The sequence below is a fragment of the Actinoplanes sp. CA-252034 genome, assembly GCF_050956125.1.
Lineage (GTDB): Bacteria > Actinomycetota > Actinomycetes > Mycobacteriales > Micromonosporaceae > Actinoplanes.
This window is the reverse complement of sequence record NZ_CP191846.1, coordinates 10,615,006-10,639,010: the sequence shown is the minus strand read 5'-3', so window position 1 is coordinate 10,639,010 and position 24,005 is coordinate 10,615,006. Positions and strand designations below refer to the sequence as shown.

Sequence of the window (24,005 nt, the reverse complement as noted above, 5' to 3'; positions counted from 1 at the left end):
TCGTCATGGCTGTCACGCTTTCGGCCGCCGTCCGCGACCGGCAGCAGCCGGTTTCCAGGTGCCAAGCTGATCGACCGTCATGCCTACCTGGTGAGCACGACCACGTAGCTGCTCTTCCAGGTAGTCCGCCAAATTGAGCTGGTAGGTGGGGTCGGTCTCGTCGTGCCACTGCCGTACCCACGGCTGAAGTTCCGCAAGGCCCGCGACCAGGGGGACGAGCTGTTCGTCGGCCCAGCCTTCGGCCTCCCGCTCGGCGATGACCGCGTTCAGAGCCAGCGCTTGCTGAGCGTGATCCCAGCCGGCCCAGCCGAGCAACTGGGTGGAGTCAGTCTCGCGGCCCGCATCCGGGTAGAGGATGAACCGTTCCTTTGGAACGTCAAGCTTGCCCCGGTGCTGCCACCACGACTGCTTCCTGAAGTCCGCGGTCGCATACTTCGGCGGCACCGGAATCGTGCCGACCTTCTCACCCTTGTCCTCGCGGCGCTGCAGATCCCAGGTGTGTTCCCAGGCCCCACGCTTGCGAAGAGCAGAATCCTTGAGCCGGTACGCGGCTAAGAACGGCACACTCTCGGTGTCTAGCAGCGTGGAAAGCTGCTGGGTGACTGACCGATCCTTGCGGCCATCCCATAGCTGCAGGACGGATACGAGGTCGGAGTCGCGGGTCACGCTATCGGCGAGCTGAGCGACCGACCGCACGGTTGGTCGCCCCTGAGCATCGAACCAGTACGAACGCACCTCCAACCGATCGAGCAGCCACGCCCGCAACGCCTTCTCGACCCGCTTCTCCCACGGCTCGGCTGCCCAACGGCGCTTGTACTCGGGCCGCTCGAGCAGATTGATGGACTTGTTCGACTCAATCAGATCAAGCCGACGCTGAACCAGCTCCCGATACTCTTGCGACCAATCCCCAGGAATATCCGTGATCGGAGTCGACCCATGACGAGCGAACCACTCCGTCGACTCCTCTCCAGCCTTAACTCTGCGAGCAAGTGCTATCTCGAAAGCTCGCTCACCCAATCGCAGCCCCGGCAATTGCCCCGAAAAACTGAAGTCACAATCGGTGACTCCGAACATGCGATAGACATCCCAGTCCAACTCTTCCTGTTCGGCAATCATCCGGCGCTCCACCTCCGCGGTGGTTGCGCGCAGATCTCTGATAGCAGCCTCAGAAGGAGGATTCGAGTCGGTCGTCATGGTTGAATTAAAATTGACAGCGAGGGTTCGAGCGAATCCGTCGAGGGACCGCGCCCTTGCGGTCGGCAGCTCATTGGGCAGCGGGAAATCTTTCAAGGTGGTGCCTGTGAATTCGTAGAACTCTTCCCAGGCGTCATGCATGAATCCGCCAGTGCCGGATTGGCTTCCCTTGCTATGGCAGTTCTGCTTGAGCCAGAAGCAGGCCGTTGAGGAGTTCAGCACTCCAAGCAGCGCAAGGTGATCGTCCTCCGTCGCCCCCTCCGGCAACTTGATCACCGGCGCCGACTGCTTGAATACCTTACCGCCCTGATCCAGTACGAAATGGTTATGTGTTGAAACGAAAGCAAACGAAATCGATAATGGAATTTCAAAGCGCTTTGTGAAGAACATCGAGTACTCATACCATTCGAGCCCTCGCTGAATCTGCGTCAAGCCGTAAGCAACACGCGAACTTAGAATATGCCGGAATGGCCACAGGAAGCGGGTTATTGCTTCACTTTCTTGAGCCTTTAGTGAAACGTGGTCATACGGCCAGATAGAGCCGACAGGGTCAGTAATCCGCCAGTCGCGCGTGACGTCCCCTTCGACCATCGAAAGAACGTGATTGGCGTCGATCCGATGGCGTCTCGCAGTGCCCGCGCCGATCATAAACGCTGAGTCCTCACGCGTGACGGCTCCGAATCCTATTTCACTGGCCACCTGGCCGACTCGCTGAAAAGCAGCCTTTTCCACAGCGGCCAATAGTCGGTCCGCTCCGCCGCCAGCAAGGCTCCAGGGATGAGATAGTAAGACTTTCCGCGGAAGGTTGACGACGGAGATGTATTCGTTCTCAAAACCAATTCTGCCGACATTATCAGCGATGGCCAACCAGACCAATCCTTTAGCGGGATCCTCCGGCTGCCCCGGCTCGCCACGGATGCCAAGGGCAGCCCTTACAGTATCCGCACCAGGAGATTGCGATTTCCCGACAAGGATAACAGTCGGGGTACCATGCCCCGGAATATAGGCGCCTGAGGTGTCAACAACAAGCCTCAGATCTTGCTTGCGAAGGAAGTCTTCAATCAGTCGAGAACCGAACTCACGCTTCATGAATGAGTTGGATGTGATCTGGCCGGTCCAACCAGCCGATCGGTCACCGGCGGCGGACTTCGCCAGCTGGAAGAACCGTTCCATGAACGGGACCGTCAGCGCATACGTTCCCTTGCATGTTGGGTATAGGTCACGATAGGCCGCGTTCAGCTTTTTGTCCTTGACGGTGATGTACGGCGGATTGCCCACCACAACGTCGTACTTTCCTGGTTCAAGGATTGAACGCAGTGCCGCGAGGTCTTCCGACGCGTACGCGAAACCGCTCAGCCCGGCGTCATAGTCCTCCACGCCAGGCAGCTCCAGCGCTAACTGAGATCGTCCATGTAGCAATGAATCGCCTGCAGCAAGGTGGAACTGGAATGCGGGCGCCTGTTCCAACGATTTCAGGTCCGCCGCCCGGAGTGCTGCGAGCATGAGGCGGAAGCGTGCGATAGCGACGGCGAAGGGATTGAGATCCACGCCGTGGATGGCATCGAGTACTTCCTGTACCCGTGCCTGCACCTCCATGCCCGGCGCGTGCGCAGCCCAGCGATCGTTGAGCCGGGCGAAGGCCCCAAGGAGGAAGTGCCCCGACCCACAAGTGGGGTCGATGAGCTTGAAGCCTTCGAGCGGTCGCTCGGCGAGCGCCGGCTCCATCGTCTGGTCGAGGATGAACTCCTCGACGAACTCCGGCGTCTGTAGCAGAGCGAACGTCTTCTTGGCGTAGTCGGAGAGGTCCTGGTAGAGGTCGCCGAGGAATCGTGTCGACAGGTCGGGATCGGCGAGGTCCCAGACGAGGTCGCCGTCGGCGGCGCGTTCGCGCCAGAAGGAGATGAGCCGTTTGGCGGCCTGTCCTGACGGAGAGACCGTCCACAGCGGCGAATGCGACTCGACAAGATCCCGGGTCGCCTTCGTGCTCCGCAAGTATTCGACCGCCTGGAGCACCCATTCGCGGTCGGTGTCTTCTGGATGGGCGCGGAAGTAGGCGAGTTCCGCGTCCAGTGCCTCCTGTCGACGGTCGGCGGGTCCGGCAATCCAGACCGGCCTGAGTAGGCGGTTGTCCTCACAGAAACGCACGAAGACCGTGGTCAGCACCCACGCGACGGCCGCCTGTGTCACCCGGTCGTCGCGCCATTCCTGCCACGACATGGCCGTCCGGTTGCGGCTTACCGCGTCACGCCATTCGATATCCCATGCCTTCGACACCTCCGGCTGGGACGCGACGCGTTCGCGGAGGTCGTCCTCCAGATCGAGGACCACCTTCTTGAGCGCTGCCGTCAACCCCGTTGAGACCGCCATTACTACTGCTCCTTCTGGGTGGCTGCGTTCAGGGCAGCCGTGCTGTCGATCCACTCGTTGTCGAGGTTGACGAACTGGTTGGGTGCGGCGAGCGGGACCGGCTGGCCGTCGACCACGGGACCGTGGTTGCCGTTGAGCTGCGGCACGAGCAGCCAGACCGCCCGGCGGCGCGGGGCGGCCAGATCGGTCCAGCGGGTCAGCAGCGCCATGTTGTCGTAGCGGGCGAGCGGCGAGGCGTCCGTGAGTAGCACGGGCGAGTCCTCACGTCCCGCAGCGAGCGCCCGCTCGACGGCGGCTTCGACCTCGGGCCAGGATCGGCGGATCAGCTCTTCCAGGCCTCGGCGGGGGCGGCTTGACTCTCGTTCGGCGTCGGCGGCACGCACCAGATCCCAGGGCATGTTGGCAGCCGCAGAGACCGAGCGCAGCGCTTCCAGCAAGGCGCCGGTCAGGTCCACCGCCGTCGCCCCATACCGGGCTTGGGCCGCATCGATCAGGCGACCCAGACGATCGGCGCGGGTGCCGAGTGCGAGGAACGAGCGGCTGCCGATCGAGGTTTCCAACCGGGCACCCAGCGCGCCCGTGGTTCCCACCGGGGAGGTGATCGTCGCAAGACTGGTCGCCGACCGGGAGTCTAGCCCGGTTGTCGCCGCACCCGTGTGCAGAGCGCGGTAGACCCGAAGCCGGTCGTCGAAGGTCAAGCCGAGGCCGGCATCCGCAATCAGACCGTCGAGCGCCGGCCTCCGCGGCAGCTCCGACACCGCGGGGAACCGCACCCGTACTCGTTCGCGGATCTCATCTGGGGTGAGCTGCTGCCCGCCGAAGTCAGCGAAGGTCTGGGCCAGGGCCGCCACCGCGGTGAAATCGCGGTGGTGCAGATCGGCGGCGCCTGAGGCCGCCGCGAAGGTCGATGCTGCGGCGGCCAGACTCACCCGGCGCAGCGGGTCGGCGAGGGCCGACGGCCAGCTGCTTTCAGTGGGGACAGCCGCTTCGAGGCGGGCTTGCGCGCGCTGGGCCGGAATGACGGTGTTCGCGAGGTCGCCGGTCGCGTTGACCAGACGGTCCGCCTCCGCGGCGAGCGACTCGGCGACATCGCACAGTGCCTGGTCCTCGGCCAGCAGCGTGACCAGCCCTCCGCGCCGGCGTACCCAGACGGGTGCCTGCGATCCGTCAGCCTTGTTCATCGCCTTGCGACGTTCCAGCGCGAAGCGGAGCAGGCCACGAGCCAGCCGTTCGTCCTGATGCGTCCCGGGTCGGAGTGTTTCGACGACCGTGCGGGTCAACTCGGCGACCGTCGCGACCGAGCCGAGTTCGGTGAGGCGGGCCGAGACGGCGTCGGCCAAGCGGTCGAGAAGCGCCCGCGCCTCATGGTCGCCGGCCCACCGCTCCTGCAGGGTTCCGAGCAGCGTCGTGATGCGCGACTGCTGAACCGGCTCGTCGAGGTTCGCTCCGAGGTGAGCGTGTGTCGCGAAGGCATCGAGTGTCGTGCCGAATCCGAGGATCAAGCGAACCACGCCGCCGCGTGACGGTGAGCGAGGCGTCGCGACAGCGCGGAGTAACAGATCCGCGGCGTCTGCGGGAGTCAGCTCCGGACCGCTGCGCTCGGTCGCGCCGATCTGGGCTCCGAGCCGGGCACGCCACTCCTTGATACGCGCGGTGATCTGCAAACGAGTCGCGTTCGCGACGCCCTGGAGGCGGGACAGCTGCACCGGGTCGACGGTCAGTAGTTCGCCGACCGTCTGTACGGCATAGGGCTCCAGCGCCGACAATGCACGGGCGTTCAGCCCGGAGTCACGCAGCGGCGTGGTCAGTGTCGCCTGGGCTGCCAGCTCGTCGTAGGACTCGTCCGGCTCCGTCGTGGCGCCCTGCGCGAAGATCGCCAGCCACGCGGCCCGCATGCCCTCCGCGGTGTGGTGCCGGGCGCTGGCATCGCAGGCCAGAGCCTTGCGGAAGAAATCGGCCAGGTCTCCGGCGAGTGTCTCGTCGAACATTTCTGGCCGGATGGTCGCCTCGTCCTGGATGCTCCCCGGATCTCCGGCGCCGTCCCCGTACACGGGCGTGCTGCCGGTCGCCATCTCGAAGAGAACCACTGCAGCGGCATATCGTTCCGCGGCCGAGTCGTACCGGTCCCGGGTGCCGATGAGGAACGGGTCGAGGTATGGCGGGGTGCCGGCCTGGATAGCGGAGGCCGCGGCCCGGGTCAGCGAGAAGTCGAAGAGGATCAGATGCTTGGTGCGGTCGCCGCGGCTTTCTCGTACGCCCAGGTTGGAAGGCTTGATGTCGCGGTGGTCGATCCCTGCTTTGTCCAGGGTGACGAGGCTGTCGAGCAGGTCCGTTCCGTATCGTTCGAGCAGGTCGATCGAGAGCCGCGTACGCGCCCGCAGTGCGGTCGTGAGGGTCTCCGGCCCGGCGCTTTCGAGAAGGAGGGCTCGCCGGCCGCCGACGACGATCGGTCCTTCGAGAACTTTCACGATCCGCGGGGCGTCGAGGCGTCGCAGGACCTCTGCCTCGTCGTCGAGACGGGTCGCGGCGGTGTCGTCGAGGGCCACTTTCAGGACGCACTCGCCGTTTCCGTCGATGTGGAGATCCTGTACGAGCAGACCCACAGCGGTCGAACCCTGCCCGAGACGCCGGATCAGCCGGAACCTCCCGTCGAGGACGGTTCCGGGTGCCGCCTCCAGCGGATCGGTCTCCTCGCTTGGTGTCGCGGATTCACGTTCGGCCGTGGCGAGTTGCGACAGGAAGGTCGCGACGTCGGCCGTCCGTCGGCTGGGCGCCGGATCGGTTGCTTTGAGGACCAGCGACCGCAGCGTCGACGGGACCTGAGGCAACTCGATCGCCAGGTCGAGGCCGTGTTGGTCGCGCAACCGCTGCTTGAGAGCGCTCCGGCTGGGCGCCGGCGGTCTTCCGGTGATCAGGTAGAAGGCGAGTGTGCCCAGGCCGAAAACATCGAGCCGGATCCGGTCTGCGTCCGGGCTCCAGGTCCCTTCAGGGGCGCTGAACACCTCCACCACTCCCGACCCGTGGTCCGCGAGGGCCGCGTCGACCAGGGAAGTCACGCCGTGGAGCGAAGATTTTGAGGCAGAGCCATTCTGGACGTTTCCGGCGCCCTGCCAGTCACCGACCCGTACCTTGACGTCGCTCTGGGTGCCGGGCACCGGACGCACCCAGACAGCGGGCGGAATCAGCCCGCGGTGAACGACCCGGTTGTTATGGGCATACTGCAAAGCCTCACCGATCTGGCGGATCATCGACAACTGCGTTGCCAGCGGCACACCCTGATCCTGGCCGGCCAGCCATAGGTCAAGGCGCTGCCATTGCTGGTCGTAGGGGTAGACGAGCCCGATGCCGAGTTCTGATTCGACCAGGTCACGCGGACGCAGCAGCCCATCGTGCTGCAGCCGCGACATGATGCGGAACTCGTGCTCCGCGATCTGCCGCGCCGACGCGCGCTCCTGCTGGCCGGCAGTAGGTGGAAAGACCCGGAACCGGATCCGGGCGCGGTCTTGCTGGACCACCCGGTGGTAGGCGAGCCAGTCCTGCCAGCCCTCGTCGGAGTCGATGGCCTGGTCCTCGATGACCCAGGAGCCCGCCTCACGCTCCCGGCGTTGCACAAGGCCGATGCGTTCGAGCAGCATGACCAGGATGTGCTCCTGGTTCGGGCCGATCGCCCGCCGACCCGCGGGCTCCAACACCAGGTCAGAGACCCCCGGGAGGTTGCTGCGGGAGCTCTGGTCGTCCAAGCCGTAAAGGTTGATCGCACTGGACGCGCTGAGAGCACAGCGGAGGTCGGGATGGTGCAGAAAAACCGACTCCTGGACGAACGGGATGACGTCTCGCTCGTCGGGAACCTGAACGTTCTGCTCCTGTGCCCACAGGCGCAGCTCGTCCTTCAGCTTGCTCGCGAAATACTGCGCTTTACGCCGCGTTAGCTTGAGCGGGGAATCCTCCGGCCGACGGCCGTCACGGGCCCAGCGCTGATCATCGCCATGGAGGGTGCCGGAGTAGTACTTGAGCTCGATGAGGTGGAGTTGTTTGCGACCGAGTAAGAGGAGGTCTACCTCATGCCACCGACCCCGCGAGTCGCGGAACTCGAAGTTTGACCAGGCGCGAAACGGCGTCTCGTCGGGCATGATCGAGCGGACCAGTGCTAGGCCCTCAGCCTCATGCGGGAACTGCGACGGCGAGACCTCAATCCATCTGCCTTCCCGAGCTTCTGCCACTGTTCACCCTCCGCACCGCGCCTGGTTCGTCCCTGAACCTACCGCCCCGGCCGCAGGAGCATATCCGGTCCGCAGCGGTAGTCGCCGCCTCAGTTCAGTCAGTTGACTCGCTGCGAGGGAGATATGCATCGGTGGGATTCATGGTGGCCGAATGGTCAGAGAGGTTCAGGCGAATGGCTGAACGAGGGTAGTTGTCGACGACACCGCTGACTGACTATGGCAATCATTCTAGGCCGAAGACTCGCGACGCCCGGCTACACTGGCTCGACTCTCGCGGTTACTTCGCCAGAACTAGGGCGATGATGCCTGTACTAGCTTGGATGATCGCAAACACTAGGGCCCACATCGCAATACGGACTTCTTGGGTCATTTTCGATCCGGGCCGCTGCAGCGGAGCTGGCGTGCCTGCTGCGTCACGGTTCGGCACTTGGACCGCAGGAATAGGAACCGGTGCGAACGAGGGAGGAGTGATGTGAAGCCGGTGGAACCAACGGTCTAGCCAGGAAGCAGCGCCTAGATGGCGAATCCAGGCCCAAGGCTTCTGCCATTTATGATGCTGATCGCAACCAAGGACAACCTTGGCGTCATTCCCGCATGGCTTCGCGGTGGATTTGCCAATCACAAGGCACTTGGCTTGGACCTTGAAGCCCACTCGGTAGCAAAGGTATCCCGAGAGGCCGGCTAGCAACAGGAGAGCTAGCCCAATATTTCCCCATACAGTGGGCTGTTGAGTAACCGGCGCGCTGACGGACAGGAGCTGCACGAACATCGAGGTTACGTCATGCCTTCAACCTTATCCATATAACGATCTTCTAAATATGAGAGGTCTACCAAAGCACTGGTCCAGCGATCACCTGTACTGCAACCCAGGGGTGCGCACCTCGGCGGGCTTCGCTTGATCGCCACCCCCGCGAGCGTAGTGTGCGTTCTGGGCGGCCGGCTCACCGCCGGGTTCCGCTGACGGTGCAATGTCGACGAAGGCCCGGCGCGTATCGCGTTGAGTGACGCGCGTACCGCAACGTCGGCCCCGTCTGACAGTCGCTGCCGCGGCGTGGTCGGGCACGGCCGCCGGCGATCCGGCACGGTGAATGCCGAGACAGGTGGCATGCGAGGCGAGCAGGCGACAGCCAGGACATAGCCGAGCCGCTGGCCGCATAGCGCGGCGGCCAGCGTGGGGTCACCGCCGTAGGCTTCGTCGCCGGTGACCCACCGGCAGGCCAGCCCGCTGGTCAGGGCGGTCTCGATCAGTCGGCGCCCGGCTGCGGTTTGGTGGCGAACCCGATCTCGTCGGGAACACCGGCCGCGGACTTCTACAGCGCCCCTATCCGGTCAAGGTGCGCTACGGCCACATCAATATGGGCATCAGTGAAGATTCGCCCCTTACGCTTAGTCCATCCGCGTACACGCTTAGCAACTTCTGCTCTGCTTTCCTCGTGCGCGACAACCCAATGGGTGCTCGCTAGGAGTTCCAGCCCATAAGGGCCTTCGAATCCTTCAATTTGATCCAGCACCTTCTGGACTAAACTATGTGCAGCGATCCCACGTTCTTCGCTGCGGAATCCGCCAAGTTCGTTCTTGGCTCGATCTGTTGGAGCAATGGGTTCGAGCGCAAGTGCAGTCGCACTTCCGTCGCCGTGCCCGGATAGGAACGCGCCCTCCATCTCTTGAACGAGATGCCGCACCCTTTCGCTGTATGGCCCGTAACGGCCCGGAGTGAAATCCAGCTTCAGCCCAGGTTCTGCTTCGTTCGCAAAATACATCAGCTTCTGTATCTCGAGATGCGATGCGCCAGTAAGGTCTTCCCAGGGTTCGACGGATGCACGCCGGGAGACATAGGACAGCAAGAGATCGATCAGAACTGCTCTGCCCCACGTCATCCTCATTTCGGCCAACCCGACAATATCGCGGTGGCCGGATGAGGGTGCAAATAACTCCACTGTAACGTCTGGGAGCGTGCCGAGGCTGTCCATGATTAAGGGCTCGACATCGGCCCAGTCGAGTCCTCCGTTTCCGGCGCCTAGAGGTGGAATTGCCACGGACCGAATGTCGTATTCTTCTATAGTGCGTCGAAGGTCGGCTAGGCCGTCCTTAATATATTCGAGCCGGGAGGGTGACCGCCAATGCTTTTTGGTTGGAAAATTGATAACGTACCGCGGTCCATCCATCTGATTGGTGGGCACGACTAGCATTTCGCCAATCCGAACCTCGCCGCGCTTACATGCGGTCTCGTATGCCTTAAAGACGGCGGGGTATCGACGCTTGAATTGAAGTGCGATTCCTTTTCCCATTACCCCAACACAGTTGACGGTATTTACTAAGGCATCTGTATCAGCGGCAAGTAGGTCGCCTTTAACAATATTAATCATCGTTAACCCCCCATCAATTGTAAAACAGGACGTCGGTAGCTTTAAAAATCCGACGCGGAGCGTCGTCGCGAAAATTTTCCCTAATTTTCTCCAGAGTATGAGCAGTACGCGTCGCCACCAGCGATATGAGGCTTAGGGGGACCTCATTAAGTACCAAGCACTCAGCGGCTCTGCGGCTAGGTCGGGAGCCGTCGTCGGTCGTCTTTCCCCACATTGTTGCGCAAAGGAGGTCAAAGTCCACAAAGTTGCCGATCTGATCTAAGTCTCTGTTAAAGCTGGTGTAACTTGATGCTGCATTTCCATTACTAAAGCACCAGGTTAGTCCAGCGTCTACGAGATCAGCCACGACAACGCCAAAGAAGACAAGTTCAGAGCTTGGTGCCTTGAACGCGTCGCTACCTGAAGATGTAACGACAAACAGCATGGGTGATTTGGCGGCAATATAGAATGGGACGTGTTCCCTAACCGTGGACTTAGGGTATGACTCGTCTGGTGCTACGGCAAACGTTCTGCGTTCTTTAACCTCTTTGTTGGCAACACTCCTGCTGGGTTGTATGGCGGACGAAGGGAGTAGTCGTTCCTGCTGGCATATATTTGGAATATTGCTGATATGGGTGAAGTGCCAGACGATCCAGTCCCTCACGTTGTCCCGTCGAGGCTTGTCCCGCCCGCGAGCCATAAAGCCCGATTCCGAGAAGTACCCCATTCCGCTTCTCACCGCCTTACAGGATTAGCTCTCTGTCCCTGGTGCCCAGAGTGTCTGGTCAGCCGCCTGTCGGATCTTACGCAAGGTGTATGACAAATCTGCGGCTGTTCCGTTCCCGTAGCAGCTGCGGTGCCTCGCCGGCATCGGTGACCAGCGGCGGGGGTGGAGTACGCCGAGGGCAACGTTGCCGCTGCCAGGCTTGTCGACCCGGTGCTGGCGCAGAGTCTTCGCAAGGTTGAGATATGCCCGTTTTAGGCAAGTCCAAGGTGCTGTAGGGATCGGTACGGGTCTCGGCCGTTTCGGCGTAGGGCCGGTGCTATCGAGGTGACGCCGTCCAGACGCAGGAGGCTGATCGCGGTGTTGCGGAGGGTGGCCAGTACTCGGGGTGCGTTGCCGGAACGTAAGCGGCTGGCGTCCTCGCGGTATGTCGTGTCTCTGATGTGGTGAAGAACCTCGATGGCCCAGTGTCCGCGGAACCAATCGGTCAGCTCCTCGGGGCCGGCCTGAGCCGCGGTGAGGCTGGTGATGGCGTACACGGTGACGGTCGACCAGCGCTCGGTGGCCGTGTTGTAGCGGCGGCGCCGGATCCGCAAGGCCTGCACCGCGTACGGGAAGTCCGGCGCGAGGGCTCCGAGGCAGGTGACGGCCTGCAACTCACGGATGTCGTAGCGGCCGTGCCCGCGGTCGCGGGTGGCGTCCAAGGCTGGGATCTTCGCCCAGGGCAAGGCCTTGACCTGCCGATACAGTCGTGGCTGGTTGCGTTTGACGACGAAGACGTAGCCGGCCTTCTTCTCCTCGACCAGCCAGCGGGCATGCTCGCGCTAGGTATGCAACGCATCCGCCGTGATGATCGCACCGGTCAGATCCAGCCCTTCCAGCAGCGGCGCGAACCGGCTGATCTCGTTCGTCTTGCCATCGACGTCGATCTGCGCCAGGACGATCTGTTCAGCCTGGTCCAACGCGGCCAGCAGATGTACCTGGGCACCGGCCGGGCCACTGCCGCGTAGCGTCTTGCCGTCGACCGCGATCACCCGCCGACCCGCCCCGGTCAGGCCCGCCCGCTCGAGCAGCCAGCGGCACACCGCCGCATCCAGGGCGTCGGCGTCGATGCCGGTCAGCACCCGCGACAGGGTGCTGTCGTCCGGCACCCGCCGGAGGCCGGTGAACGCGTCGCGGGTGGCGCCGAGCCGGTCCCACACCACGTCCGGCAGGTCAGCGGCCCACTCGACGATCTCCACGACCCGACTGGAACCGGAGACCACCGCCGCGATCGCGATCAACCCCGGCAGCGGATGGATCCGACCCCGAGCGTCCCGCGGGTCCGGAACCCGTGCCGAACTATAGATCAGATGCTTTCCCTCCGCGGTTGCTGTCAGCAACGGACTTCGGCGGGTGCTCGGGCTGATGGGCCGCGGCCGTGTCCAGGATGGTGATCCGCGGGTGATCGCATGGCGCTACGGCGGGTGTTACGACGCAGTAGTCTCGGTAGCAGGGGCATTTGGCACTTCGCCTTGAGCAGCACCGATTGAAGCGGGTTCTACGCTGTGTGATGGTGTCGCGTGGTGATCCGGTGGTGATCGGATGTCGGAAACCGTTTCAGCACGGGCGCGACCGTATCAGCACGTTCGAGTGGCGGCTATCGATCAGCGAGGCGTTTGAATCATGCACTCGGCCCAGACCTGCGGAAACGTAGAGTCGCCCTGAGCTGCTAATATTTCTTCGGAAACGGCTTTAAGCCCGGAGGCTACAGAGTGTACCCGCGACCACTAGTCATCTGACTACGGATCAGAAGGTTAGGGGTTCGAGTCCCTTCGGGCGCACAAGATTTAGACGGGTCTGAACTGCGGAAACGCCGGTCAGGCCCTTCTTGCTATCCGGCCTCTGTGGATGACGGTGTCATGTTGGTGCCACATGATGTCATCACTTTCCGTGACGGGACTGGTTGCGGCGGGCGCGACGGTGTTTGTTTTTCGTCGCGTGCGGCGGGCCTGTTCTTGGCCGCCTTTTCCTTGATGCGTTTGCGGGTGTGCCGGGCCGCGGCCAGAACTAGAGCGGCGGTCGCAGCGGCGCCGGCTGTCGGGAGCGCGCTGATGTAGGTGTCGGCGGTGACCAGAAGGCTGGAATGCCCGACCATCGCCGCAATCCACGAGTGGCTACGACTTCGATACACGCTCTAGCGGCCGCGCTGCGGGTGTGGGCGGGTGCTGGTGAGGGCCCGGTGGATGAGGTCGTCGATGAAATCGTCGGTGGCGGGCTCGCCCTCGAAAGTTACCCGGACGAGGACCGCGCCGGTGAGTTGGGTGAGGACCGGGGCGATGTCGTCCGGGTGGATGTGTGCGTCGAGGATCGCGCGTAGTCCGCTCGTTCCGGTGTCGTAGAGCCTGCGTCGTAGGGAGCGCACGACCTCGCCCTGCCCGGTGCGTTCGATGACGCCGGCGAGCAGGCGGTCGAGGTGTCTCTCGGACAGGTCGGTCGCGAAATCGTGCAGACCCGCGCGCAGGTCGGCGTGCAGGTCTCCGGTGGGCGCCGGGTGGTGCGCGGCGTCGCAGATCTGTTCGATCGCCGCGCGGACGAGATCCAGCCTGGTGGGCCAGTGGGCGTAGACCGTGCCCTTGGCATACCCCGACCTGGTGGCGACTGCCGCGTGCGTGACGGCTTCCCACCCGTCCTCCAGCAGCAGGGCACTCACCGTTTCGACCACGTCGCGCCTGGTCCGCACGATCCGGGGGTCGGCCGCCGCTACCTGATCACTCACAGCTCCGATCCTAACTATCGAACCGGCTGGACTCAATTGAACGACCCGTGCAATAGTGAACCGAGTGAGCAATAGTGCTCGATCGGACCTGTTCGAAGGACGACCATCATGAATCTCGCCCTCTGGATCGGCCAATGGGTGCTCGGCGCCGCACTGGCCATCGCCGGCGTCTTCAAACTCACGCTTCCCGCCGGTCAGGCCATGGAGACGTTTCCCTGGTCGGTGGATCATCCGACGCTGTTCGTGGTGACGTCGACATTGGACGCCCTCGGTGGCCTCGGGCTGCTCCTGCCGGCGCTGACCAGGGTGTTCCCGTGGCTGACCTGGATGGCCGCCATGGGCGTCGGCGCCCTGATGGCCGGTGCCGCGGTGTTCCACCTGCTCCGGGGCGAAGCTTCGGAGATCGTGCCGAACATCGTGCTGGCCGCGATCGCCGCGTTCATCGCCTGGGGCCGGCTCCGTCGCGCACCGATCGTCCGGCGGTTGCCCGCGCCGAAGCCGTTTGCCGGGCCCCTCCCGCTCGCCCGGCCGCCGGCCGGGATGAGGATCACCCAACTTCCCACCGGGACGTACGCCACACCCGCCGCGTTCGCAGTCCGCGGCGGCTCGATCCGGGACCGGCGTGACTTCGCCTCCACCGCCGTCCTGATCGAGCACCCGCAGGGGGACCTGCTCATCGACGCCGGTTTCGGCAGGGACGCCGAGGCCCACATCGCGTCACTGCCGTCCTTCCGCCGGTCCGCGCACACGCTGAACCCCACCGCGAGCGCCCAGCTCGACGTCCACGGGTACGACCGGTCCCGCCTCCGGGGTGTCCTCGTCACCCACACGCACTGGGACCACGTCAGCGGACTCGACTCACTCGACGTGCCGGTGTGGATCAACGCCGACGAACTGGCGTACGCCCGCGCCGCGAAGGACGACCGCGTCTTCATGACCGTCGCCGAGCACCACGAACTGCGGACCTACCGGTTCGACGGCCCTGCCTACCTCGGCTTCCCGGCCAGCCACGACTTCTACGGCGACGGCTCCGTCGTGATCGTCCCCGCCGCCGGGCATACCACCGGCTCGGTCGTCGTCTTCGTCGCGACACCCGACAGCCGCCGGTACGCCTTCATCGGCGACCTGACCTGGCAGCTCGACGGAATCGTCTCGCGTGTCGAACGGCCCCTGCTCATGCAGCGCCTCGCCGACAGCGACGCCGGCCAAGTCCGCGACGACCTGGTCCGGATCCTCGCGATCGCCGACCGCTACCAGGTCGTCCCGGCCCACGACGCCCGCGGTTACGAGGGCATCCCGGTACTCGCCGCACGGAAGGACGAGGCATGAACACCCCAGTGCCGCGAGCGACGAGCGCCTCCACCCGTGCACGCGCCGGCCGAGCCGTCTACGCACGAAACTTCGGCGTCGACGAGAACACCGCCGAGCGGCTCATGGCCGAACGTGCCGGGGAGGTCTATGTCGCTGAGGCCTACGAAGCAGCCGGAGGCCCCGGATGGAACGGGGATTCCCTCACCGGCCGCGACCGCGGCATCGCCGTGATCGCCGCGCTGGTCGCCTCGCACGTGATCGACGAGCGCCTGGACGTCTACCTCGACCTCGCCCGGCGCAACGGGGTCGACGAGAACGGTCTCGTCCAGCTGATGATCCTGCTGACCGCCTACCTGGGACAGCCCTATCCCTCGGCCGCCATGGGAGCCGTCCGCCGGACGGAACCTGGAAGCCATGATCGCGTGGCCGATGACACGCCCTGGGCAGACGCACACGACGTGCCTCCGTGCGGCGACGCCTAAGGATCAGATGCCTTCCGTCCGTGGCTGTCAGTGGTGGGCTGTGGTGGAGGGACGGAGGTTGCCGCGGACCCGGGGAGGAGAGTGTCGAGAGGAAAACGGTGTAACTGAGTCGAAGGCGTTGAGGGTGGGTTTCCAGCGGGTGATCCAGCGGCGTTGGCCGGTGCTGGCCGGGTCGAGCATTGAGCGAGCAGAGCCGGCCCGCGCACGACGTGCTTGTCGGCGGGACGCCTCGCCCGCTACGTCATGACGATGGGGCTCGGCATCGCCGTCCAGGCCGCGAACGGCCTCGGGCACGACACCCTCGACGAAATCGTTGACAGGAGGATGGACGTCCGGGGCGCACCCGCCCGAGTTGTCGGCGACCCTGCCGCTTACGGCGGGAGGAGGAACCGCGACCACCGAGGTCGCAACGCATCGGCTTCGCCGTTCCAGTCAGGGCTGAATCTTCCACACTCGGTACGCCAAGACGTCCCGTCTGCCAGGGATTGACGGTCCCTGGTTCGGTATCACTCCATATGTGATTGTTCGACATCCGCGGCCAGAGGCTGGCCTGCGCAACGGAAGCGGCCAGAGGCTGGCCTTCGCAACGGAAGTCGAATGGAGAAACGCATGCGACGTCGGGCCCCCAGGGTGCTGCGACCGCACGGTGAGGGGAAGCCCCGGCCCGGCAGCCGACGTGAGATCTCGGACGTGGCGAGGGATCCGGATTCTTGCTGGTGACCGTATTTCTGAGCGCGGTGTTCGGTGCGGTGGTGGCCGCGCTGGTCGGCACGGTCGTGGTCATCGTCGGACAGGCCCGCACCGTGCAACGCATCGTTCCTGTCGCGATGCAACCGCCGCCACGGGCAGAAGGCCTGATCGGCGCGCGGTTTCCTGGGCCGCCGCTGACCATGACGGTTCTCGGTGACTCCTTCGCCGCCGGCTACGGAGCCGGCAGACGTCGGGAGACGTTGGGTGTTCTGCTGGGCACCGCTCTCGCCCGCAGTGCCGGCCGGCCGGTACGGCTACATCAGCCGGCTTTCGTCGGTGCCATGTCCTCGGATCTGTCTCATCAGGTGCGTGCCGCGCTCCTCCATGAGCCAGATCTCGCGGTCATCTTCGTCGGGGGCAACGATGTCACCCGGTTCGCGCCGCTCCGGGCGGCGGCACGACAGCTCGGCGCCGCGGTCGGGAAACTGCGGGCCGCCGGCTGCCCGGTCTTTGTCGGGACCTGTCCGGACCTTCGGGTCCTGCCGCCGTTGCGGCCGCCGTTGCGCTGGCTGGCGTCTTTGCGCAGCCGGTTGCTGGCCGCCGCGCAGACGGCCGAGGTGCGGGCGGCTGGTGGTCATCCGATCGCCCTGGCAGCGCTGCTCAACCCCTACTTCGAGGCCGATCCGGTACGGATGTTCGGCGACGACCGCTTTCACCCGTCTTCCGAGGGGTACGCCCGGACGGCAGCCGTCTTTCTGCCACCGTTGCTGGCCGCGCTACGTGCCGAAGGTGTCATCCCACGAGGGTGCCCGGCCGTCCGGAGATGACCAGGTTGCGCAGGTCCTTGCCATTGCGGGCGGTGAAAACGAGCATGCGCTGCAGACGGTCGGGGCTGAAGATGACCTCACAGTCGAGGTCGACCCGGCCGACCGTCGGGTGCAGCAGCGATGTGGTCTCCTGACGGCAGAGCCGTACCTCGTGGTTGTCCCAGAGCTCTCGGAACTCGGCGCTTTCGACCAACAGCGTCGCGATCATGCGTTCGGCTTCGGCGGGATCAGGTTCCTGGTCCGCCGCGGCGCGGACCGCGGCGGCGTAGGTCGCGCTCTGGGCGGCGTAGATGTCCGCGGGATAGATGCTGCGTTCCTGCGGACTCATGAACCACCGGAAGTAGCCGCTTCGCTCCAGGCCTGTGTAATGCGTCTGGTCGCCGAACAGTTCCAGGGCCAGCGGGTTCTGCATCAGGGTGTGGGCCAGGTTCGACATGATCATTGCCGGGTTTCCGTCGAGCGCGTGCAGCACCCGGCGCAGCCCCGGATCGACCCGGTCGAGGTCCGTGGTCCGCTGGGGTGGGTTGTGGCCGATCAGGTGGAACAGGTGGTCGCGCTCGTCGACGGTCAGGTCCAGCGCCTGGGAGAGCGCAGAGGCCACCTCGGGTGACGGTCGCGGGCCGCGCCGTTGCTCGAGCCGGGTGTAGTAGTCGATCGAGATGTAGGCACGCTCGGCGACCTCCTCACGCCGGAGACCGCGGGTTCGGCGGGCCGTGCGGTGAACAGGAATGAGGGCGGCCCGGCGCTGTCGCAGAAAGTCTGCCAGCTCTTCGCGATTCACCTATTCACCTTACGACGTGGCCTCTGACCTCCCGTTGTGCCCGCATGCCAGGGACTGCCCATCCCTGGTACGGCCCTGCCCCCCGTGTCACGGTTCGGTGTCCTACGGATGAGGAGAGATCACGTTGGTGCTCAAGGTTCACGTGCCGCCAGCCATGGTGCACGGTGATGTGGAGGAGGGCTACGGCCCGGTGGCCGATGCCTTCCGGCGCAACTTCGAGCAGGGGCGGGAGATCGGCGCCGCGTGCGCGGTGTATCGCGACGGCCGGAAGGTGGTCGACCTGTGGGGCGGCTACCGCGACGGCATGACGTACGAGCCGTGGCAGCACGACACGATGGTGCCGGTCTTCTCGACCAGCAAGGGCGTGGCGTCGATGGCGGTCGCGGTGCTGCACGCACGCGGTCTGCTGGACTACGACGAGCGGGTGGCCACTTACTGGCCCGAGTTCGCCGCCGCGGGAAAGGCCGATGTCACGGTGCGTCAGCTGCTGTCCCACCAGGCCGGTCTGCCCGTGATCGACCGGCCGCTCGATCTACCGGATCTGTTCGGCTCGGCGGTCCTGGCCGCGGCGCTGGCGGAGCAGCGGCCGGCCTGGACTCCGGGGGAGCGGCACGGCTATCACGGCCAGACGCTCGGCTGGTACGAGAGCGAGCTCGTCAGCCGGGTCGACCCGCAGGGCCGCCACCTGGGCCGGTTCTTCGCCGAGGAGGTGGCCGTGCCCCTCGACCTGGACTTCCATATCGGCCTGCCGGAGAACACCGACCGCCGCCGCATCGTCCGGATCCACGGCTTCCGCACCTGGGAGATGATGCTGCACATAACCGCGATGCCACCGGCTTTCGCGTGGGCTTTCGCGAATCCCCGGAGCCTGACCGCCCGGGCCTTCCAGAACCCGCGGGTGCTCGGCGTCCCCGAGAACATCAACCGGCCGGACGTGCAGGCCGCCGAGATCCCGGCCGTCAACGGCATCGGCCAGGTGCGGTCGATCGCGCGGTTGTACGGCGACGCCGCAGCCGGTGGCACCGGACTCGGGCTCACCGCGTCGACACTGGACGCGCTGAAGAGCCCGGCCGAAACTCCGACGTACGGTTGCGCTGATCAGGTGTTGCGGCTGCCCACCCAGTACTCGTTGGGATACATCAAGCCCTTCCCCGCGTTCCGTTTCGGCTCGGCCTCCGGTACGGCGTTCGGCACGATGGGACTGGGCGGATCATTCGGGTTCGCCGATCCGGACACGGGCATCGGGTTCGCGTACGCCATGAATCGGCTCGGTTTTCACCTGTGGGACGACCCGCGCGAAGTGGCGTTGCGCGAGGCGCTGTTCGTCAGGGTGCTCGGCGAGATGCCGCAGCGCCCCGATACCGCGAGGGCTCGGGCGCGCACCGTGCGCTGAGTGCTCGTTTCACCGGCCTCGGTGCCGGTAGTGGTCGGTCACCAACCCGGCGGCGCATGCCAGCGTGATGAACCCGAAGAGGACATTGGCGACCGTTGCCCCGATTGTATGCCAGCCGGCGCGACTACCAGGGACTGTCCGTCCCTGGTAGGAGGCCGCACCCCATGCCAGCGTTCGACGGTACGGGGACGAGAGGATGCGACGTGTGTGAGCCTGCCCGGCGACGAACGGCCGGCCTGATCGATGAGTGACACGTTCGGCCGCCAGTTGCGAGAGCACCGGCACACGGCAGGGCTGACGATGGAGCAGTTGGCGGAGCGGTCGGGCGTCAGCGCCCGCGCGATCAGCGACATGGAACGCGAGCGCAGCGTCGCGCCGCAACGGCGTACGGTCCAGGCCCTCGCCGAGGCGCTGGCATTACCCGAGGTCGATCAGCCCGCCTTCCTCGCCGCAGCCCGGGCGGGCCGCCCGAAGGTCACGGCCGCCGTGCCGGCCGGCTGCTGCGCTTTGCCGCGCCCGGTACCTGATTTCACCGGCCGTGCCCGGGAGCTGGCGCAGCTGAGCCGGATGGCCTCCTCGGCCCAGCCGGCTCCGGCGCTCGCGCCGGTGATGACGGTGTCCGGAACAGCCGGGGCCGGTAAGACCACCCTGGCGGTCCAGGCGGCCCACCTGATCGGAACGGACTTCACCGGCGGGACCCTCTTCGTCGACCTCCGCGGAATGGACTCCCGCCCGGCAGGTGCCGCGGAGACACTCGCCCGTCTACTCAGTGCGTTCGGCCTCCGCGACGACGAGATCCCGGTGGAGGAGACGGACCGGGCCGGTATGTACCGGGAACTGCTGCAGCACCGGCGGGTCCTGATGGTGCTCGACAACGTCGCGGACGAGTCACAGGTCCGGCCTCTGCTCCCTGGCCCCGGACCGTCTCTGACGGTCATCACCAGCCGCCGGCTGCTCGCCGGCCTCGAAGGCGTCCACCGGCTCAACCTCACCCAGATGCCGGCCGGGGACGCGGCGACACTGCTGCGGCGCATCATCGGCGACCGGGAACCCGAGGCGATCGGCGAGGTGGCCGAGCTGTGCGGCCGGCTGCCGCTGGCACTGCGCATCGCCGGCAACCGGCTGATGAGCCGGCCGCAATGGACGGTGCGGCATCTGGCCGACCGGCTGTCCGACGAACACCGTCGCCTCGACCAGCTCATCGCCGGGGACCTGCGGATCGCCGCTGCCTTCAGCCTCTCGTACACCCAGCTGTCCCCGCAGGCTCGGCGGCTGTTCCACCGCTTGTCACTGGCGCCCGGCGCGGACTTCGACGCGCGGTGTGCGGTGGCCCTGGACCCGGCGGACCCGGCGAGCATCGAGGACGCCCTCGACGAACTCGTCGAATTGAGCCTCCTGCAGGCCCACGTGGACGGCCGGTACCGCTTCCACAACCTGATCCGGCTGTTCGCCCGCGAACGGCTCGCCGGGGAAGAGGCCGCCGAGCCGCGTTGACCGCACATGAAGAAGTGCTTCTGCGTGCGGTCCTGCGTGTTCCCCGGCGCTCTGCCCGGGTGAGATCAACTACGGGCGCAGCAGAGCGGCCCGCCCGCGACACGAGAGGCGCACACCATGGGGACCTGGAACGACCGGCTCACTGAGCTCGGCATCACACTGCCGCATGTCGCCACGCCGGTCGGCGGTTACACACCGGCGATCCGTTCCGGCATGTACGTCTACACCTCCGGCCAGCTGCCCTTCGTCGGCGGGACCCTGCCGGTCACCGGCAAGGTCGGCGACACCGTCGACGTCGCCCAGGCAGCCGACCTGGCACGTACCGCCGCACTGAACGCCCTCGCGGCGGTGGACGCCCTCGTCGGCATCGACGCGGTGATCCGCGTGATCAAGGTGACGGGCTTCGTCGCCTCGCTGCCGTCCTTCACCGGACAGGCCCAGGTCCTCAACGGCGCCTCCACCTTCCTGCACGACGTGTTCGGCCCGGCCGGCATCCATGCCCGCTCCGCCGTGGGCCTGGCGGTCCTGCCGCTGGACAGCCCGGTCGAGGTGGAACTGCAGGTAGAGATCGCCGCCCTCTGACCACACCGCAACGAACCGGAGCATCACCATGAACAACAAGCCCGTACTGGAACCGGCCGCGCAGGCCTTCGTCGAGGCGACCGCCGACCCGCCGTACCTCTTCCAGATCCCGCCCGGCGAGGGCCGCAAGGCCGTCGACGGGGTGCAGAGCCCCACGGTCGATGTGCCAGGCACCGAGAAGGAGACACTCACCATCACCGGTGGTCCCACCGGGGCGGTGCCGGTGACCGTTTTCCGGCCCACCGGCGTGACCGGCCCGCTGCCGGTCGTGTTCTACATCCACGGCGCGGGATGGGTGTTCGGTAACGACCACACCCACGACCGCCTCGCCCGAGAACTCGCCGTCCGGGTCGGTGCCGCCGTGGTGTTCCCCAACTACAGCCTCTCGCCGGAGGCCGCGTACCCGACCGCCATCCAGGAGAACTACGCCGCCGTTCAGTGGGTCGTCGCCCACGGCGCCACCCACGGGCTCGACCCGGCCCGCATCGCCGTCGCCGGTGACTCCGTCGGCGGCAACATGGCCATCGCGCTGACCCTGACCGCCAAGCAGCACGGTGACGTGTCGCTTGCCGGGCAGGTGCTGTTCTACCCGGTCACCGACGCGAATTTCGACACCGGTTCGTACGAGCAGTACGCCGAGGGCTACTTCCTGCGCCGCGACGCCATGCAGTGGTTCTGGGACCAGTACACCACCGACCCCGCCCAGCGGGCCGAGGTCACCGCCTCGCCGCTGCGCGCCACCGCCGAGCAGCTGACCGGGCTGCCGCCGGCCCTGATCGTCGTCGCCGAGGCCGACGTCCTACGCGATGAGGGCGAGGCGTACGCGGCGAAGCTGCGCCACGCCGGCGTGCCCGTCACCGCCGTGCGCTACCAGGGCGTCATCCACGACTTCGTGATGCTCAACGCCCTGCGCGGCACCCATGCGGCCGAAGGTGCGATCCGCCAGGCCGCCGATTTCCTGTCCACCGTCCTGTCGACCCGCTGAAGGGTACTGTCATGAAACCCACCATCGTCCTCGTCCACGGCGCGTTCGCCGAGTCCGCCAGCTGGAACGCCGTGACCCGGCGGCTGCTCACCGACGGCTACCCGGTGATCGCCGCACCGAACCCGTTGCGCAGCCTGTCCGGTGACGCCGCCGTCGTCTCCAGCGTCCTCGGCACCATCGACGGGCCGGTCGTGCTCGTCGGTCACTCCTACGGCGGTGCGGTCATGTCGAACGCCGCCGTCGGGCACGCCCACGTCAAGGCCCTCGTGTTCGTCGCCGCCTTCGCGCCGGAAGCCGGCGAGAGCATCGGCGAACTGTCCGGCAAGTTCCCCGGCGGAACCCTCGGCGACACCCTCACGCAGGTGCCGCTCCCGGACGGCACCGTCGATCTGTACATCCGGCAGGACAGGTACCACCAGCAGTTCATCGCCGACGTCCCGGCCGAGCAGGCCGCCCTCGACGCCGTCGCCCAGCGCCCGCTGAACACCACGGCACTCAATGAGGGATCCGGCGAACCGGCCTGGAAGTCCGTGCCGTCCTGGTTCGTGTACCCCGAGTCGGACTACAACATCCCGCTCGAAGCCCACCGGTTCATGGCCGAGCGTGCCGGTGCCCGCAAATCCGTGGAACTGCCCGGCGCCTCGCACGCCATCCCCGCCTCCGAACCCGCCGCGGTCGCCGGACTCATCCTGCAGGCCGCCGCCGCGATCGCCTGACGTCGCCGCACCAGCCCATCTTTCGTAACTGATCGGAATGAGATTCATGCGAGTCCGCATCTCCACAGTGGTGGCTCTCGCCGCCGCCTTCGTCCTCACGGGCACCGCGTCGTTCTCCGGCGCCACCGCCGCCGTCGCCGGCGCGCACGTCCAGCCCAAACCGACGATCGTGCTGGTGCACGGCGCCTTCGCCGACTCCGCGAGCTGGTCGGGCGTCATCGAGCGGCTCCAGCAGCGCGGTTATCCGGTCGTCGCCGCCGCGAACCCGCTGCGGGGCCTCAGCTCCGACGCCGCCTATGTGCGAACCGTCATCGACTCGGTGAAAGGCCCGATCGTGCTCGCCGGCCACTCCTACGGTGGTGCTGTGATGACCAACGCCGCCGCCGGCGACCCGGACGTCAAGGCGCTCGTCTACATCGCGGCCTTCGCACCCGACAAGGGCGAGAGCGCCCTCGAACTGTCCAACAAGTTCCCCGGCAGCACCCTCGGCGGCACTCTCGCACCGGTGGCGCTCGGTGACGGCACCAACGACCTCTACATCCGGCAAGACCTGTTCCGCAAGCAGTTCGCCGCCGACGTGCCCAAGCAGCAGGCCTCGCTGATGGCCGTCACACAGCGGCCGATCCGGGACGCGGCACTCAGCGAGGGTTCCGGAGAACCGGCGTGGAAGAAGATCCCCTCCTGGTTCCTCGTCGCCGGCGCCGACCTCAACATCCCGGTCGAGGCGCAGCGCTGGATGGCCGAGCGAGCCGGCTCCCGGGGACGGTCGAGATCCGCAAGGCGTCGCACGCCATCGGGGTGTCCCGGCCGCGTCCCGTCGCGGACCTGATCGTCCGCGCCGCGATTGCACGCTGAGCTGCACCGAGGCCGTGACTCCTGACACCAGGGGTCACGGCCTTCGTCGTACCGCCGACTCGGTTCAGCCCGCGGAACAGACGTCGTTGCGCCACGCCCAGGCGGCGATCTCGTCGTTGGTGTGCTCGCGCCACGAGCCGGACCACCGCGAGCTCTTCTGATTGCGGCGCTGTCTACGGATCAGAAGGTCAGGGGTTGCCCATCGCCTCGCTCACCGTCCTGGACCGCGACGTCAGACTCACCGCGGAGTCGGAGCGCCGACGAACAGCCCGTGGGGCCTA

15 protein-coding genes, 1 tRNA gene and 1 pseudogene are annotated in these 24,005 nt (G+C 66.0%); 10 read left to right on the top strand and 7 right to left on the bottom strand.

Annotation, left to right across the window (positions count from 1 at the left end; translation table 11 throughout):
- Nucleotides 1-12 precede the first annotated feature (12 nt).
- The 5 genes and pseudogenes from pglX to ACQPZW_RS48180 form a co-directional block, all read right to left on the bottom strand.
- Nucleotides 13-3,561 (bottom strand): BREX-2 system adenine-specific DNA-methyltransferase PglX, encoded by a 3,549-nt coding sequence (gene pglX, locus ACQPZW_RS48200; protein ID WP_433792659.1) that lies wholly within the window; start codon nucleotides 3,559-3,561, stop codon nucleotides 13-15.
- 2 nt (nucleotides 3,562-3,563) lie between these two features.
- Entirely contained in the window at nucleotides 3,564-7,781 is a 4,218-nt protein-coding gene (pglW, locus tag ACQPZW_RS48195) for a BREX system serine/threonine kinase PglW (protein WP_433792658.1), read from the bottom strand.
- A gap of 1,310 nt (nucleotides 7,782-9,091) precedes the next feature.
- Nucleotides 9,092-10,147 carry a type II toxin-antitoxin system antitoxin DNA ADP-ribosyl glycohydrolase DarG gene (darG, locus tag ACQPZW_RS48190; protein WP_433792657.1) on the bottom strand — a complete coding sequence of 352 codons (1,056 nt, stop codon included), beginning with the start codon at nucleotides 10,145-10,147 and terminating at the stop codon, nucleotides 9,092-9,094.
- Between the two features lie 13 nt (nucleotides 10,148-10,160).
- Nucleotides 10,161-10,826 carry a DUF4433 domain-containing protein gene (locus ACQPZW_RS48185; RefSeq protein WP_433797867.1) on the bottom strand — a complete coding sequence of 222 codons (666 nt, stop codon included), beginning with the start codon at nucleotides 10,824-10,826 and terminating at the stop codon, nucleotides 10,161-10,163.
- A gap of 278 nt (nucleotides 10,827-11,104) precedes the next feature.
- Nucleotides 11,105-12,133 (bottom strand): annotated as a pseudogene (locus ACQPZW_RS48180) (ISAs1 family transposase).
- 453 nt (nucleotides 12,134-12,586) lie between these two features.
- Between ACQPZW_RS48180 and ACQPZW_RS48175 the strand changes: the two are divergent.
- Nucleotides 12,587-12,670 (top strand) — tRNA-Arg (locus tag ACQPZW_RS48175).
- 356 nt (nucleotides 12,671-13,026) lie between these two features.
- Here the strand turns inward: ACQPZW_RS48175 and ACQPZW_RS48170 are convergent.
- Nucleotides 13,027-13,608: a TetR/AcrR family transcriptional regulator gene (locus ACQPZW_RS48170; protein WP_433792656.1), complete on the bottom strand. Its 582-nt coding sequence runs from the start codon at nucleotides 13,606-13,608 to the stop codon at nucleotides 13,027-13,029.
- A gap of 108 nt (nucleotides 13,609-13,716) precedes the next feature.
- Between ACQPZW_RS48170 and ACQPZW_RS48165 the strand changes: the two genes are divergently transcribed.
- The 3 genes from ACQPZW_RS48165 to ACQPZW_RS48155 all read left to right on the top strand — a co-directional run bounded on the left by ACQPZW_RS48165 (nucleotide 13,717) and on the right by ACQPZW_RS48155 (nucleotide 16,918).
- The gene (locus ACQPZW_RS48165; RefSeq protein ID WP_433792655.1) at nucleotides 13,717-14,937 is read left to right on the top strand and encodes an MBL fold metallo-hydrolase; all 1,221 of its coding nucleotides are present in this window, start codon (nucleotides 13,717-13,719) and stop codon (nucleotides 14,935-14,937) included.
- Entirely contained in the window at nucleotides 14,934-15,401 is a 468-nt protein-coding gene (locus ACQPZW_RS48160) for a hypothetical protein (protein WP_433792654.1), read from the top strand. Before ACQPZW_RS48165 ends, ACQPZW_RS48160 begins: the two co-directional genes overlap by 4 nt.
- A 716-nt stretch (nucleotides 15,402-16,117) precedes the next feature.
- Nucleotides 16,118-16,918: an SGNH/GDSL hydrolase family protein gene (locus tag ACQPZW_RS48155; RefSeq protein ID WP_433792653.1), complete on the top strand. Its 801-nt coding sequence runs from the start codon at nucleotides 16,118-16,120 to the stop codon at nucleotides 16,916-16,918.
- On the opposite strand, the gene ACQPZW_RS48150 is transcribed toward ACQPZW_RS48155, so the two are convergent.
- Nucleotides 16,884-17,699 (bottom strand): helix-turn-helix transcriptional regulator, encoded by an 816-nt coding sequence (locus tag ACQPZW_RS48150; RefSeq protein WP_433792652.1) that lies wholly within the window; start codon nucleotides 17,697-17,699, stop codon nucleotides 16,884-16,886. The genes ACQPZW_RS48155 and ACQPZW_RS48150 overlap by 35 nt on opposite strands.
- A 127-nt stretch (nucleotides 17,700-17,826) precedes the next feature.
- Here ACQPZW_RS48150 and ACQPZW_RS48145 point away from each other — a divergent pair, with 127 nt between their 5' ends.
- The 6 genes from ACQPZW_RS48145 to ACQPZW_RS48120 all read left to right on the top strand — a co-directional run bounded on the left by ACQPZW_RS48145 (nucleotide 17,827) and on the right by ACQPZW_RS48120 (nucleotide 23,698).
- Nucleotides 17,827-19,092: a serine hydrolase domain-containing protein gene (locus ACQPZW_RS48145; RefSeq protein WP_433797866.1), complete on the top strand. Its 1,266-nt coding sequence runs from the start codon at nucleotides 17,827-17,829 to the stop codon at nucleotides 19,090-19,092.
- Nucleotides 19,093-19,335: 243 nt separating this feature from the next.
- Nucleotides 19,336-20,586, top strand: a complete 1,251-nt coding sequence (locus tag ACQPZW_RS48140) for a helix-turn-helix domain-containing protein (RefSeq protein ID WP_433792651.1) — start codon at nucleotides 19,336-19,338, stop codon at nucleotides 20,584-20,586.
- A 117-nt stretch (nucleotides 20,587-20,703) separates the two neighbouring features.
- A complete protein-coding gene (locus ACQPZW_RS48135; RefSeq protein WP_433792650.1) occupies nucleotides 20,704-21,168 on the top strand; it encodes a RidA family protein in 465 nt (154 codons plus the stop codon).
- Nucleotides 21,169-21,196: 28 nt separating this feature from the next.
- A complete protein-coding gene (locus ACQPZW_RS48130) occupies nucleotides 21,197-22,153 on the top strand; it encodes an alpha/beta hydrolase (protein WP_433792649.1) in 957 nt (318 codons plus the stop codon).
- Nucleotides 22,154-22,164: 11 nt separating this feature from the next.
- Complete coding sequence (locus tag ACQPZW_RS48125) at nucleotides 22,165-22,869, top strand: alpha/beta fold hydrolase (RefSeq protein WP_433792648.1); 705 nt, start codon at nucleotides 22,165-22,167, stop codon at nucleotides 22,867-22,869.
- 46 nt (nucleotides 22,870-22,915) lie between these two features.
- Complete coding sequence (locus ACQPZW_RS48120) at nucleotides 22,916-23,698, top strand: alpha/beta fold hydrolase (protein WP_433792647.1); 783 nt, start codon at nucleotides 22,916-22,918, stop codon at nucleotides 23,696-23,698.
- Nucleotides 23,699-24,005: the final 307 nt, after the last annotated feature.

Coding starts and splice junctions, on each gene's coding strand:
- ACQPZW_RS48120 (WP_433792647.1), top strand. CDS start 22,916: ATGCGAGTCCGCATCTCCACAGTGGTGGCTCTCGCCGCCGCCTTCGTC.
- darG (WP_433792657.1), bottom strand. CDS start 10,147: ATGATTAATATTGTTAAAGGCGACCTACTTGCCGCTGATACAGATGCC.
- ACQPZW_RS48185 (WP_433797867.1), bottom strand. CDS start 10,826: ATGGCTCGCGGGCGGGACAAGCCTCGACGGGACAACGTGAGGGACTGG.
- ACQPZW_RS48140 (WP_433792651.1), top strand. CDS start 19,336: ATGAGTGACACGTTCGGCCGCCAGTTGCGAGAGCACCGGCACACGGCA.
- ACQPZW_RS48135 (WP_433792650.1), top strand. CDS start 20,704: ATGGGGACCTGGAACGACCGGCTCACTGAGCTCGGCATCACACTGCCG.
- ACQPZW_RS48160 (WP_433792654.1), top strand. CDS start 14,934: ATGAACACCCCAGTGCCGCGAGCGACGAGCGCCTCCACCCGTGCACGC.
- ACQPZW_RS48130 (WP_433792649.1), top strand. CDS start 21,197: ATGAACAACAAGCCCGTACTGGAACCGGCCGCGCAGGCCTTCGTCGAG.
- ACQPZW_RS48125 (WP_433792648.1), top strand. CDS start 22,165: ATGAAACCCACCATCGTCCTCGTCCACGGCGCGTTCGCCGAGTCCGCC.
- pglX (WP_433792659.1), bottom strand. CDS start 3,561: ATGGCGGTCTCAACGGGGTTGACGGCAGCGCTCAAGAAGGTGGTCCTC.
- ACQPZW_RS48165 (WP_433792655.1), top strand. CDS start 13,717: ATGAATCTCGCCCTCTGGATCGGCCAATGGGTGCTCGGCGCCGCACTG.